This window comes from Acidobacteriota bacterium, from assembly GCA_033549365.1.
Taxonomy (GTDB): domain Bacteria; phylum Acidobacteriota; class Aminicenantia; order Aminicenantales; family Saccharicenantaceae; genus JAWSUF01.
This window is the reverse complement of sequence record JAWSUF010000001.1, coordinates 202,086-214,541: the sequence shown is the minus strand read 5'-3', so window position 1 is coordinate 214,541 and position 12,456 is coordinate 202,086. Positions and strand designations below refer to the sequence as shown.

Below are 12,456 nucleotides of genomic sequence, written 5' to 3'. Positions count from 1 at the left end.
TAAGGCATATCAAGCGCTTAAACTCCAAGAATACTTGAGTGGTTGTTTGCGTGTCAACGAAAAAACCTTGGACTGAAGATCCGCCGGTGAGGGAATGGCGTTGAGGTTGGCGCCGAACTGGGATTCCTGTTATCATGAACAACCTCACGGCGGAGATAAGGCGCATGACTACGACAGAACGGATCTTCGATCCCGAATCGGCGGCCGATCTCTGCGCCTATTCGGGACCGGTCATCGAGGTCCGGGACCTGGTCAAGGTCTTCAATGGGAAGTACCGGGCCGTCGACGGCGTCTCCTTCGATGTCCGGCCCGGGGAAATCCTCGGTCTTCTGGGTCCCAACGGAGCGGGCAAGACGACCATGATCCATATGCTCCTGGGGCTGACGACGCCGACTTCGGGATCCATCCGGATGTTCGGGCTCGATTTCCCGGCTCATAGGGAGCGCATTCTCAGCTGCGTCAACTTTTCCTCGACCTACGTGGCCATGCCCTATTCCCTGACCGTCAACGAATGCCTTAAGGTTTTCGCCATGCTCTACGGCGTCAAAATCACCCGGGAGAAAATCGCCGAGCTTCTCGATCTTTTCGAAATGAGCGATGTCGGCGGCCGCCATGTCCGGCAGCTTTCGACGGGCCAGATGACCCGGCTCAATCTGGCCAAGGCTTTCATCAACGACCCCAAGATCCTGCTTCTCGATGAACCCACGGCCAGCCTCGATCCCGACATCGCCGACAAGACGCGCTCTCTCCTGCGCCGGACGGCGGAGACGCGCCGGATCGCCATCCTCTACACATCGCACAACATGAAGGAGATGGAGGATATCTCCCACCGCATCGTCTTCCTTGACCGGGGAAAAGCCATCGCCTCGGGGAAGCCCAGCGAAGTCGTCCGGATGTTCCAGGGAACGGATCTGGAATCCGTCTTCCTGAAGATCGCCCGGGAGGTGAAGACGTGAAGTTTTACCGGGTCCGGGCGCTTTTCCTCCGCCACATGTATCTCTACAGGCGGAGCCTTCCCCGTCTCATGGAAATATTTTACTGGCCCTTTCTCGATCTTCTCGTCTGGGGATTCGTCAGCCTCTATCTCGCCCGCATGGGCGGCGAAGGCCTGCCGAACTTCGTCGCCTTCTTTCTCGGCGCTCTCATTCTCTGGGATATTCTCTTCCGGTCCCAGCAGGGGATTTCGGTCTCTTTTCTCGAGGACGTCTGGTCGCGAAATCTCCTCAATCTCTTCGTCAGCCCTCTCCGCCCCATCGAGTACATCCTGTCGCTCATGCTGGTCAGCGCGGTCAAGATCGTTCTGGTCGGCGTCGTTCTGGCGGGTTTGGCCTGGCTGTTCTATTCCTTCAATGTCTTCGTCATCGGGATTTCCCTGATCCCCTTCATCCTGAGTCTTGTCGCCCTTGGATGGGCCATCGGCATCGTTACAACCTCCCTTATCCTTCGTTTCGGCCAGCAGGCCGAGGTTCTGGCCTGGGGCATCGCCTTTCTGTTCCAGCCGGTTTCGGCCGTATTCTATCCGGTTTCCGTCCTGCCGCCTTTCCTCCAAGCGATCGCCAAGTGTGTTCCGTCGGCTCATGTTTTTGAGGGCATGCGGGCCGTTCTCTCCGATGGTGTTTTTCCCCTGGAGCGGCTGGCTGGGGCCTTCGGACTCAATGTCATTTATCTGGTCGTGTCCTTCATCTTCTTCTACCGCGTCTTCCGAACGGTGCGGAGAAAGGGGCTTCTGGCCAAAATCGGAGAATAATGTGATATCATGGGCGCCGAATTGATAACAACGAGGAGGCAAACCCCATGACCCGAAAGGACGCACTCGAAAAGATCGCCCGGAGGCTTCGCATTCACTCCCTGACGGCGACCACGGCGGCCGGATCCGGCCACCCGACGACCTGCCTGTCCTCGGCCGATCTCATGGCCTGCCTGTTTTTCGATGTCATGCGCTTCAATCCCGGCAAACCGGGCGATCCGGCCAACGACGAACTTGTCCTGTCGAAAGGCCATGCGGCGCCCCTTCTCTGGGCGGCTTTCGCCGAGGCGGGGATCATCCCGATCCGGCGTCTTCATGATCTGAGAAAAGTCACAAGCGAGCTCGAAGGGCATCCGACTCCGCGCATGAAATGGATCAAGGCGGCGACGGGCTCTCTGGGTCAGGGCCTCTCGGTCGGCGTCGGCCTGGCTCTGGCCCGCAAGATCTCGGGTTCGCCGGCTCGAACCTATGTCCTCATGGGTGACGGCGAATGCGCGGAAGGCTCGGTCTGGGAAGCCGCCGCCGCGGCCTCCCATCTCGGCCTTGCCAATCTCTGCGCGGTCGTCGATCTCAACCGGTTGGGCCAGTCCGATCCGACCATGCACGGCCATGACACAGCCGCTCTGGCGAAAAAATTCCGGGCTTTCGGCTGGGAAACCGTGGTCGTCGACGGACATCACATCGAAAAAATCACGACGGCTTTCAGTGCCGCCGCCAAGGCGCGCAACCCGGCCGTCCTGATCGCCAAAACTCTCAAGGGAAAAGGCGTGTCTTTTCTGGAAGACAAGAACGGCTGGCACGGCAAACCCTTGAATGTGGCCGAGCTCGAGAAAGCCCTCGCTGAGATCGGCGCCATGCCCGAAGTCGATTCCCGAAAATTCGTCCGGATGCCCCGGGCCTTCAAAGCGCCCCGCCTCAAAACGAAAACGTCTTTCCCCCGGACGCCCTACAAAGACAAAACGGCAACGAGGCTGGCTTATGGCAATGCGCTGGCCGCGCTCGGCCGGGTGAACGAAGCCGCCGTGTGTGTCGACGGCGATGTCAAGAATTCAACCTATGCCGACAAATTCTTCGCCGCTTTCCCCAAACGGTCGTTCCAATCCTTTATCGCCGAGCAAAACATGGTCGGCATGGGCATGGGGCTGGCTGCCGGCGGTTACCTGCCTTTCTTGGCGACCTTCGCCGCTTTTCTGACGCGGGCTCACGACCAGATCCGCATGGCCGCCTATTCTCTCTCCAACATCAAGCTCTGCGGCTCCCATGTCGGAGTCAGCATCGGAGAGGACGGGCCCTCCCAGATGGGACTCGAGGATTTGGCCATTTTCCGGTCCATTCCGGATTGTCTGGTCCTTTATCCGAGCGACGCCGTCTCGGCCGAGGCCTGCGTCGAAACCATGGCTGCTCATAAAGGCATGGCTTACATCCGGACGACGCGGCCGGCCACTCCCATTCTTTACGGACCCGAAGAGGCGTTTCCGGCCGGAGGATCCAAAATCCTGAAGTCGAGCGCCTCGGACACCGTGGCCGTTATCGCCGCGGGAATTACGGTCCACGAGGCCCTCAAGGCCTGCGATCTTCTGGCTGCGGAAGGAATCGCGATCCGCGTCTTGGACGCCTATTCCGTCCAACCTCTGGATGTCGAAGGCCTCCGAGCCGCCGCCGCGGCGGTCGGCGGCCGGGTCGTTGTCGTCGAGGACCATTATCCCGGCGGAGGACTGGGCGAGGCCGTGGCCGCGGCCCTGGCCGGAGGAGCCGTCCTGAAACACCTATGTGTCCGCGAGCTGCCGCGTTCCGGGAAGCCCGATGAGCTTATGGAGATTTTCGGAGTCAGTGCCCGGCGCATCGTCGAAGCCGTCCGGCAAATGCTCACGGCGGCCTGATGCCGGAACGTCGCCGCTCGTCCGGCGCCTTTCAATGTGCGGCCGGCCGCAGCCCCATCCATCGAACGGCATTTGTTCTGGCTTTTGTTCTTCACCTCGCCGCAATTCCGGCGGCCGGGAATCCCGAAGCCCGGCAACGCGTCCGGCATTCCCTGGAAGAGGCCCATGAGGTCGTCGTTCGGACGGTCCTTGACGGCGACACCGTATCCGTAAGATTTTCCGACGGCAAGACCTGCCGCGTGCGTCTTCTCGGCGTGGATGCGGCCGAAATCACCGGGGGGACCGATATAACGCGTTTTCGCGGCGAGACGGCCCGCCGGTTCGCCTATCTGACCCTCTTCAACAAGACGGTCCGGCTGACTTATGATTCCGAGCGCACCGACAAATACGGCCGCATTCTCGCCTACATCTGGATGGATGACGGGACGCTCTTCAACGAACTCATCGTCCGCGAAGGCTTCGCCTCCGTGCTGCGTTGGTTTCCGTTACGGGACGATCTCATGTCCCGCCTGAGAGATGCGGAGAAAAAGGCGAGAGCCGGGAAAAGGGGATTGTGGAGGGGACCGCCGTTTCCCGCCGTTGCCGCCGGCCGGGCCGGCCGCGCGGTCGGACGCCTGGCTTCGGTGTCCTTCGTCTGCCGCGGTGTTGTCCGCCGGGGAAGCGTCACCCTGATTGAAGCCCGGGGAACCTCCTTCCAGGCCGTCATTCCGAAGAACAGACTATCCGCGTTTCCGAACTTGGAAAACCTGGCGGGCGTCCGGATCGAGGTTTTCGGACTGATCGAGGATTACAGAGGCACACCCCAGATCATGCTGTTTTCCCCGTTTCAGGTCAAAACCGCCTTTTGACAACCCGTTGCGGAAAGGATATAACCCGGGGTGATGAATCCGGCGGAAAAAAACATCGGTCCTGAAATGATCGGGGCTTTGGCTGCGATTGTCGGCGAATCCGCCGTCATCGCGGATTCCGATGCTCTGGTCGACTACGGCCATGACGAATTCTCTCTCCGGGAAATCGCTTGTGAGCCCGGGGCCGTCGTCAAGCCGGCCTCGACGGAGGAGACGGCGGCCGTTTTACGTCTGGCTGCATCCTGGAGTGTCCCCATAACCCCACGAGGCGGAGGCACCGGGCTCTGCGGCGGCTGTGTCCCCGCGCCCGGCGGACTTGTGCTTTCTCTCGAACGCATGAACCGCGTCGTCGAGATCGACACTGACAACCAGGTTGCCGTCGTTGAAGCCGGAGTCCGCCTGGGAGAATTCGCCCGGGCCGCCGAAGAGGCCGGCCTCTATTTTCCGCCCCATCCGGGTGATGAGAGCGCGATGATCGGGGGACTCATCGCCACAAATGCCGGGGGCAGCCGGGCCGTCAAGTACGGCGTCATTCGAAATTATGTCCGCGGTCTGGATGTCGTCCTGGCCGGCGGCGACGTTCTCCGTCTCGGCGGAAAATATGTCAAGAGCAGTGCCGGATACAATCTCATCCACCTCTTGATCGGATCCGAAGGAACGCTGGGCGTCATCACCCGGGCGGTCATTCAACTCATGGTCAAACCTTCTCACACAAGATCTCTCGTCATTCCTTTCGATGATTTGGCTCCGGCGCTGGAGGCCGTTCCCCAAATGCTCAACCGGGGCATCGTGCCCATGGCCGTCGAATTCATGGAAAGGGACGTCCTCGCCCTGGCTGAAGAACATCTCAACAGGCGCTGGCCGTCCGATATCGGGACGACTCATCTTCTGGTTATCCTCGATGCGCCGTCGGCCGGGGAAATGGAGAGGGTCTCCGAAGCCGTCGCCGAAGTCTGTCTCGAAAGCGGGGCGCTCGACGTTTTCGTGGCCGATACGCCCGCCCGGCAGGACAATGTTCTGGCCATCCGGTCCAGAATGTACGAGGCCGTCAAGGCGCTGACCGTTGAAATTCTCGACATCTGCCTGCCGCGGGCCGAGGTCGCCGCCCATGTCGAGAAGGTGCGGGAGCTGGCCGGCGAGCTGGATATCTGGCTGCCGACATTCGGCCATGCCGGGGACGGCAACATCCACACCCACATCATGAAGGCCCGGATCCGGGACAACCGGGTCGTTCCCATGGCGGAGGGTGAATGGCAACCCAGGGCGGAGCAGGTCCGCGAGGCGCTCTTCCGCGATTGCCGCGAAAGGGGCGGCGTTGTCTCCGGAGAGCACGGCATCGGCCTCGTCAAAAAGCCGTATCTTTATCTCACCGCGGGCGACCGTCAGATTGGGCTCATGAAGGGCATCAAAACCGTCTTCGATCCCGGCGGCCTCCTCAACCCCGGTAAAATTTTCGAATGAACCCGCCGGGCGGTTCCGCAACATTCGCTTTTTGCTTGACAGGGGTTGATATGGTATATTGCCATCATCAGGCATTAACCGCCCATGACGGAAACATTCCTTTTTGCATGGGTCTTGAAATGCGTAAAATCCTTGAACCGGAAGACAGGAGGAAGGCATGGAGAGAATCACGGAAATTTTCGTCGTCCTGGAAAACAAGCCGTCCATGCTCGGCGAGCTGTGCAGCCACCTGGCCGAGCAGGGGATCAACATCGAGGCGATCGGAGTTTTCCATGACACGGCCAAGCTCTGCGTCCAGAACCAAAACCTCAACAAGGCGCTCAAGCTTCTCAGCAAGTTGAACTACATAGCGGACGTTCGCGATGTTTTAAAGATTGATCTCGAAAACAGGCCCGGAGCATTGGCCGATCTGACGACCCGGCTGGGCGACGAGGGCATCAACATCGAATACTGCTACGGCACTCTGGCCCGCAAGGGCGACAAAGTCTCCGTGGTGATGGATGTCAGCGACATCGCCAAGGCGGAAAAAGCGCTCAAGTCCTGAATCGCCGGAATCAACGGACCGTTTCGGCCAGGGGTTCGGAAATCACCTCAGGCTCATCCGGAGTTCCGGCGGCCCGGATATCCCGGACGACCCGTCCGACGGAAAACCCGAGAATCACCGTGCCGACGGCGTATCCGGCAAGCTGGGCGACGGCCGCGGCCGTCGCTCCGACGAAGCGCAGGGGGCCGACGGTCAGCAAAAGCGTCCCCAGAACGGCCGCAATCTGGGCTGCGACGCCCCCCACAAGAGGCCATGTCCTTCCGGCCTTGACCAGGTGGCCGCGCATGAAAGCCAGAAACACCTCGGTTGCCGGAAGGATAAACAGGATTCGGAGTGGAACCAGGGCGAACCGGGCCAGTTCGGGGGACAGCCCCGAAACGTCTCTCAGCCAAACCATGGCCAGGGGCGAGTAGGCGACGAGAGCCAGGGCGCCCGCGGCACAAGCGGCCGCGATTTTGGCGAAGCGTTTCAGGCGGGCATGGTTTTCGAAATTGTCGCCCAGGAGAGCGATGACCACTTCCTGGTAGGCGATGCCCGGCGTTCGGAAAAGGAAAACCAGCGCGCCCATGACCGGAATGACGGCGAGCGATTCCAGGGGATAACGGCTCCGGCTCATAAAGAACGTGGTCATGGGATAGATGGCCAGGGCCAGAAACGACATCAAGGCCATGGGCGCATAGAATTGCCAGATTTTTCCTGAAGTCAGGTTACGCCCATAAGTGCAGAGATCGTCCGCCTGGGCCAGGAGCCTTTGGACCGGGCGGCGGGCCATGATCCAGCTGGCCGCGGCTTCCCCGAAGACACCCGCGCCCAGCGCTCCGGCGCCGACGAGAGCCCCCGGAAGCCTGAGGCCCAACCCGAGACCTAACCCCGCTGCGGCCATTGTCGCCAGGCGGATGACTGTTCCGGCCGTGACGGCCTGGGGACGGCCTTCCCGGATCAGGATGCCCTGGTAGAACCGCCTGAATCCGATGGCGCCGGGCCAGACGATCATGAAAAAAATGGCCCGGCCGGCCATCTCGGCGACATCGGGAGGGAGAGCGATCCAGCGGCGGGCGACAAGGTCGAAAACCGGTGGAACCACAAGAAGAAGCATCACGGCGGTCACGGCCACATTGAGTCTCATGGCGAAACGGCGGAGCTTCAGAAAGGCCAGTTTGTCGCGCACAAGAGCATTTGAGGCCGAAAGCATGAGAATGACGGGGGCCTCGACGATCCAGCCCAGGGACATGACGACGCCATATGCGGCCAGGTTGATCTTGGGGTCGGCCAACCGGGCGATCAGAGCCGCGAGAAACGGCCCCTCGACGGCCATCATCAACCAGGTGGCGACGAGGGGGAGGTAGAACCGCAGGAGCGTCCTGTCGGTCAAGGGTCGGCTTTGGTCGATCATTCCTGTCTCCAAGCGATGCAGGATACCATGATCCGACCGCGGAGGAAAGCGGCGGTTTGCCTTGACAGAAGAAGCCGGGACTGGGTATAACGACGGGGAGACAGACACTGTCGACTTGAAAGGAGTGGATCATGAAAAGAACCCGGATTTTCGCCGCCGCCCTGATTTTTCTTTCGGTTTTCGGAGGATCGGTCTTTGCGGCGGAGCGCAATTGGGCGTTGGCCGCAGCCCGGGACATCGAAAACATTCTTCCCGAAAGAGAACGGGCGGCCGTCGTCAACCAGATTCTTGAGTGGCGTCTGGACAACATCATCCCCGAAATCATGCGAAGCGAGGGAATCGACTTTTGGATGGTCATCAACCGGGAATACAACGAGGATCCCGTTTACATGTCCATGGTTTCCGAGCCCGCCATGAACGCCCGCAGGCTGTCCATTCTCATTTTCCACGACCGGGGCGCCGAAGGCGTCAAACGGCTGACCGCCAATTGGCACGGCGCGGGATCGAGCGGACCGCTCTATGAACCGATTTTCAAGGACCGGTCCAAGGGATGGAAGGGCCAGTTCGAGACCGTGGCCGCCTACATCCGCGAGCACAAGCCCGAAAAGATCGGCCTCAACTTTTCGGAGCACTGGGCGTTCGGCGACGGCCTGACCGTCGGCTTGATGAGGGAACTCGAAAAGGCTCTGGACCCGGCCGACCGGGAGAAGATCGTCTCGGCCGAAAAACTCTGCATCCGCTGGCTGGAAACCCGTAGCCCCGTGGAAATCCGCCTTTACCGCTATCTGAACGGCATCGCCCACGACATCATCGCCGAATTCTATTCCAACAAGGTCATCATTCCCGACGTCACCACGACGGCCGACGTCGTCTGGTGGATCCGCCAGAAATTCACGGATCTCGGGCTGCAGACGTGGTTTCAACCCTCCGTCAGCATCCGGAGATCGCCCCGGGATGAGGCCGCGTACGGCAAAGGGGACCGGACCATCCGTCGCGGCGACATTCTTCACTGTGACATCGGCATCAGTTATCTCGGTCTCAGCACGGACACCCAGCAGAACGCCTATGTCCTGAGATTGGGCGAGACGGATGCCCCGGCGGGACTCAAGGAACTTCTCCGGCGGGGGAACAGGCTCCAGGAGATCTTCATGGATGAATTCCGGGCCGGCCGGACCGGAAACGAGATTTATCTCGCCGCCCTGAAAAAAGCCAAGGCCGAAGGCATCGAGGGCATGATCTACACCCATCCGCTCGGCATCCACGGTCATGGGGCCGGGACGACCATGGGATTGACGGAAGCTCAGGCCGGCGTTCCGGTTTGGGGCGATCATTCCCTCTATGAAAACACCTGCTATGCCATCGAACTCAATGTGACGCATGCCGTTCCCGAATGGGACAACGCCCGGGTCACGATCGGCCTCGAGGACGGCGCCGCTTTCACGAAAGACGGCTGCCGGTGGCTGGACGGATATCCCCGATCGTTTTACTTGATCAAATGAGGCTTTGACATCCGGGCTCGCCCATGATCGGGAAGTCCCGATTCGAATTGACAGTCCCCCATCGGGGGTGTATATAAAAGACATCTTTCGGGAGGTGAATATGACAAGCCGCAAGAGAATGATCCGTGCGCTCGCGATAGCGCTCCTGGCCGTCCTGCCGGCGGCACCGTTTATCGCCGGCCAGAATCTTGAGGACAAAGTCCATGTCCGGACGCTGAAAAACGGGCTGACCGTCCTTCTCGTCGAACGCCACGGCGCGCCCGTCTTCAGCACGGTCTACGGTTTCAAGGTCGGATCCGTCGACGAAACGCCCGGGATCACCGGAACGGCCCATCTGTTCGAGCATATGGCCTTCAAGGGGACGCCTCGCATCGGCACGACCGATTACGAACAGGAGAAGGCGATCCTGGCCGAGGTCAACCGTGTCGGCCGGGAATGGAGTCTGGAGCTCGCCAAGGGCGACCGGGCCGACAAGGACAAGCTGGAACGCCTGAGGCGGGAGTTGACGGAACTCGAAAAAAAGCAGGCGGAATTCATCGTCAAGGACGAAATCGACGTCATTTACTCGAACGTCGGCGGCGTCGGTCTCAACGCCGGGACGGGAACGGACCAGACTTCCTACATCATCAGCCTGCCCTCGAACCAGCTCGAACTCTTCTGTCTTGTGGAGTCGGAGCGGATCCGCAACACCGTCCTCCGCGAATTTTACATCGAGCGGAGCGTCATCCAGGAGGAACGCAAGCAGACCACGGACGCCGTGCCGGCCCGTCTTCTGAACGAGATGTTCATGGGTGCGGCTTTCATCGCCCATCCTTACGGGAATCCCGTCGTCGGATGGGCCTCGGATATCGATTCCGTAACCCTGGAAGAGGCCGTCGAATTCAAGAACAAATATTACACGCCCAACAATTGCGTCCTGACCATCGTGGGCGACGTTTATCCCGATCAGGCCTGGCCGCTCATTGAAAAATATTTCGGCGACATCCCCCGGGGACCCGAACCCCCCGTTCTGCGGACCCGCGAGCCCAAGCAACTCGGCGAACGGCGGGTGCGCTTCGAATTCGAGGCCGAACCCATGCTGATGATGGGATTTCACAAACCGACATTTCCGGCCCGGGAAGACGCGGCGGCCGCCGTTTTGGCCCAGATTCTGACGTCGGGACGGACCTCCCGGCTCTACCGGGATCTCGTCCAGGACAAGCAGATCGCGGTTTCGGTGAACGCCTATTCTTCACCGGGCGTGCGTTACCCGAACCTCCTGGTCTTCAACGCCGTCCCCCGCCATCCGCACACCGTGGAGGATTTGGAAAGAGCCGTCCTCGAACATCTTGAGAAGATCAAAACCGAGCCCGTATCGGATCGCGAACTCCAGAGAGTCAAAAACGCCATCGAAGCCCAATACGTCCGGTCCATGAGTTCGAACATGGGACTGGGATTCACGCTCCTGCGCTACGAGCTTCTTTTCGGCGACTGGAAACTCTATCTCGCCTACAAGGATCTGGTGACGGGCGTCACGGCGGCCGATATCATGGAATTCGCCAAAACCTATCTGACGCCTGAAAACAGGACCGTGGCCGTCCTGGTCAGGAAATCGGCGGCATCCTGAAGACATGAGGAGACGACAGATGAAAGCCAAAACAATATTCCGCATCGCGACGGCCTGCGCCGTCCTTGCCTGTCTCGGCCTGACCGCGGCGGGGCAGAAGCATCCCCGGGATCTGGGACCGGCGCCTGACCTGGAATTCAAACTCGTCCCTCCGGTTGAGTTCACTCTGAGCAACGGCATTCGATGCCTGTTTATCGAAGATCGGGAGCTTCCGCTCGTGTCGCTCAGGGGTGTTTTCAAAGGCGGGAGTCTTTACGAACCGGCCGAAAAGTCCGGATTGGCGTCCTTGATGGGCACCGTGCTTAGAACCGGAGGCACGAAAAAGCTCACCGGCGATCAGATCAACGATGAGCTGGAGTTTATCGCCGCCTCCATCGAATCGATGGCCGGTTCGGAGACGATTTCCGTCGTCGGCAGTGCTCTCCGGAAGGATTTCGACAAACTCGTCGAACTCTATGCCGATATCGTGAGGAATCCGGAGTTTCGTCAGGACAAGATCGATCTGGCCCGCAATCAGTCTTTGGAAAGCATGCGGCGCCGGTGGGATCAGCCGATGTTGGTTGCGCGTCTCCTTTTTTCCGAGAAGCTTTACGGATCCGACACGCCGTTCGGACGAAGAGCCACGCCGGCGTCCCTGGCGTCCATTGCTCGGCAGGATCTTCTCGACTTCCATGCCGGGTTTTTCACCCCCGGCAACATGATCCTGGGAATCGTCGGCGACCTTTCCGCCGAGGAGGCCCGGGAGGCCTTCGAGAAGGCCTTCGGAACATGGCCGGCCAAGCCGGTGGTTCTTCCGGATATCCCCCGTCTCGAGGAAAGGGCGGACGGGACAATCACCCATGGTTTCCGGGATACGCCCCAAGGGAACGTCATCATGGGCCACTTGGGCGTCGAAAGGGGCCATCCTGACGAATTCAAGATTCTGGTCATGAACGATATCCTCGGCGGCGGCGGGTTCACGGCCCGTTTGATGCGGGAACTGAGATCGAACCGCGGACTGACCTACGGCATTTACGGCGGCGTTTTTGAGGGGCCGGCGGGGAATAGAGGTGTCTTCCAGATCGCCTCCCAACTCAAGGCCGACAAGTTCGTCGAAGCCCTCGAAATCGTCAAAGACATCATCCGCGACATGCAGAACAACCTTGTGACCGACGAAGAGATGGCCGTCTCCAAAAACTCGCTCATCAACAGTTTTGTCTTTCGCTTCCAGGAAAAAAGCCAGGTTCTGGCCCAGTTCATGGGGCTTAAGGTGCAGGGCTTCCCCGACGACTATTTCGACACCTATATCGACAATATCCGAGGAATCACCAAGGAGGATATCCGGGCCGCCGCGCGGAAGCACATGGATCCCGACAGAATGATCATCGTAGTCGTGGGCGACGAAAAACGGTTCGACAAACCGCTGGCCGAATATGGAAAGGTCGAGTCGATCGACATCAAAGCCCTTCAGGAGGCGGAGAAAGTCCCCGCCAAATAAC

10 protein-coding genes are annotated in these 12,456 nt (G+C 60.0%); 9 read left to right on the top strand and 1 reads right to left on the bottom strand.

The window, feature by feature from the left end:
- Positions 1 to 164 precede the first annotated feature (164 nt).
- The 6 genes from SCM96_00875 to SCM96_00850 all read left to right on the top strand — a co-directional run bounded on the left by SCM96_00875 (position 165) and on the right by SCM96_00850 (position 6,480).
- Positions 165 to 956, top strand: a complete 792-nt coding sequence (locus SCM96_00875; protein MDW7759174.1) for an ABC transporter ATP-binding protein — start codon at positions 165 to 167, stop codon at positions 954 to 956.
- Positions 953 to 1,747, top strand: coding sequence for an ABC transporter permease (locus tag SCM96_00870; GenBank protein MDW7759173.1), 795 nt, complete (start codon positions 953 to 955; stop codon positions 1,745 to 1,747). Before SCM96_00875 ends, SCM96_00870 begins: the two co-directional genes overlap by 4 nt.
- Positions 1,748 to 1,794: 47 nt before the next feature.
- A complete protein-coding gene (locus SCM96_00865; protein ID MDW7759172.1) occupies positions 1,795 to 3,627 on the top strand; it encodes a transketolase in 1,833 nt (610 codons plus the stop codon).
- Entirely contained in the window at positions 3,627 to 4,475 is an 849-nt protein-coding gene (locus tag SCM96_00860) for a thermonuclease family protein (protein ID MDW7759171.1), read from the top strand. The genes SCM96_00865 and SCM96_00860 overlap by 1 nt, the downstream gene beginning before the upstream one ends.
- A 33-nt stretch (positions 4,476 to 4,508) precedes the next feature.
- A complete protein-coding gene (locus SCM96_00855; protein MDW7759170.1) occupies positions 4,509 to 5,936 on the top strand; it encodes an FAD-binding oxidoreductase in 1,428 nt (475 codons plus the stop codon).
- Positions 5,937 to 6,093: 157 nt separating this feature from the next.
- Positions 6,094 to 6,480 (top strand): ACT domain-containing protein, encoded by a 387-nt coding sequence (locus tag SCM96_00850; protein ID MDW7759169.1) that lies wholly within the window; start codon positions 6,094 to 6,096, stop codon positions 6,478 to 6,480.
- A gap of 10 nt (positions 6,481 to 6,490) precedes the next feature.
- On the opposite strand, the gene SCM96_00845 is transcribed toward SCM96_00850, so the two are convergent.
- On the bottom strand, positions 6,491 to 7,873 hold the full coding sequence (locus SCM96_00845; GenBank protein MDW7759168.1) for a hypothetical protein: 1,383 nt from the start codon (positions 7,871 to 7,873) through the stop codon (positions 6,491 to 6,493).
- Between the two features lie 131 nt (positions 7,874 to 8,004).
- Here SCM96_00845 and SCM96_00840 point away from each other — a divergent pair, with 131 nt between their 5' ends.
- From SCM96_00840 to SCM96_00830, 3 genes are all read left to right on the top strand, one after another.
- Positions 8,005 to 9,372 (top strand): M24 family metallopeptidase, encoded by a 1,368-nt coding sequence (locus SCM96_00840; GenBank protein ID MDW7759167.1) that lies wholly within the window; start codon positions 8,005 to 8,007, stop codon positions 9,370 to 9,372.
- Between the two features lie 100 nt (positions 9,373 to 9,472).
- Complete coding sequence (locus SCM96_00835; protein ID MDW7759166.1) at positions 9,473 to 10,978, top strand: insulinase family protein; 1,506 nt, start codon at positions 9,473 to 9,475, stop codon at positions 10,976 to 10,978.
- A gap of 19 nt (positions 10,979 to 10,997) precedes the next feature.
- Complete coding sequence (locus tag SCM96_00830; GenBank protein ID MDW7759165.1) at positions 10,998 to 12,455, top strand: pitrilysin family protein; 1,458 nt, start codon at positions 10,998 to 11,000, stop codon at positions 12,453 to 12,455.
- Position 12,456: the final 1 nt, after the last annotated feature.